General features: G+C 45.8%; 1 protein-coding gene. It reads right to left on the reverse strand.

Going from position 1 to position 1,119, the window contains the following annotated elements; all coding sequences use genetic code 11:
* On the reverse strand, positions 1-746 hold a 746-nt coding region (locus R7P72_RS25505), incomplete at its 3' end, for a magnesium transporter MgtE N-terminal domain-containing protein (protein ID WP_411912912.1).
* Positions 747-1,119 lie beyond the last annotated feature (373 nt).

Raw genomic sequence — 1,119 nt, forward strand, 5'->3', positions numbered from 1 at the left:
GTCGCCATCGACAAGACGCCCATAATTTTGCCACCAGCCATGATAGGAAACCAATGTGCTCCACCATCAATCGAGACCTGTTTACTGACGCTTTGAATCGTTTGGATATCTTCTAGAATTGGCGTGACTACGGTCAAGTCTGTGAGTTTGGTATGGTTCTCATGCAGCAACAGGGTTTGAGGTTCTATCGTCCCAATAACGCCTCCGACATCACGCACGATGATCAATCGCACCGGGCTTTGTCCACGTTTTAACAACTCGGTTTTGATGCCTCCTACGCTGTTTTTAGGATTTGCGACTAAAAAATGCGGCTCGGCATATCTCCCCACTTTGTTATCTTCATACGACAGCGCTTGTTGAATGTGCGCGACCGACTCTTCACTTTGGTCGATAAGGTACTCATCCACAAACTCGGTCGGTAGAAAGTCTGCAAAGATGATCAGTTCCGAATCCGTGATGTACGCTAAGCGTTCATGTTGCAGCTCTTTGTTGAGTGATTGATGAATGTGCTTAGCGGTGTCGTATCGCAGCAAGTTTAATACCGTCCAGTACTTCTCTGGCGGCACCGCTTCTATTACGCGTTTACGATAAGCAATGTTGACCGACTCCAAAATGTTCGCGATTTGCGCTTCCTGATAGTCTTTCAAAAAACTGAGGTCTTCGGTCGACTCTATCGCTTTAATGATCTCGGCAAGCAAATGAGGCACTTTGCGATTAATTTGTAATTGGCTGGAATCTATCATCATTGTCACCGATTTCCTTGGGCATCACGTTAGTGTCAACACGATGTCTATTACCTAAAGGCATGAGATCCTGATGTTAAAATTCTAGGCAATGGCGCGCACAATTGCGGAATTTATATTTTGCTCGCAGAAACAGAACGTCTTTGCATAAGGGGATGGTATAAACTTTTAGTGTGCATTAGGCGCATTTGCCTCGTTTGATAATGGAGTAATCAATGGCACCTGTATTTTTTCTGACTCAGCAAGCCGCCTTACCAAGTCGTAAGGTGCTTCGTAAAGTGATTCAGTTTGCGACAGCGCTGGCTCAACCCATCGTGGTATTGGTGGAAGATCACCGCCGGAGTGAAGATCACGCGTTCGCGCATTTCCTTAGTTT

Origin of the sequence: Vibrio sp. Vb0888 (genome assembly GCF_033338835.1) — a bacterium.
Classification (GTDB): domain Bacteria; phylum Pseudomonadota; class Gammaproteobacteria; order Enterobacterales; family Vibrionaceae; genus Vibrio; species Vibrio alginolyticus.